Here is a 288-nt window from a genome sequence, read left to right as displayed (position 1 = left end):
GTACAAGTTCCTGCCCGGCCTGTTCGAGCGTGGCATGGTGTACGTGGCTAACGCTCCGGAGTTCTATGCTGAATCGAAGGGCAACGATCTGACTATCGGCTCGACGCTCGGTGAAGTGCAACGTAAGCTTGCGGCCAAGGGTATCAAGAACGTGGCTATTCGTCACGTGAAGGGCTACGGTGAAATGGATGAAGGTTTGATCCGCACACTAATCATGGACCCGGATACGCGCCATTTGATCAAGATCAAACCTTTGGTCGAATCGGACCATGTTGACTTCGTGAAGCT

General features: G+C 52.8%; 1 pseudogene. It reads left to right on the top strand.

Annotated features, from left to right (window positions below):
• Nucleotides 1-288: pseudogene (locus tag AC1RP4_RS07965) on the top strand (hypothetical protein); the annotation flags it as partial.

It is taken from the genome of Dellaglioa sp. CoH-56-MRSF-10 (assembly GCF_056782175.1).
Note: the sequence above shows the minus strand (reverse complement) of the source record. Positions and strands in the feature narration are given on the sequence as shown.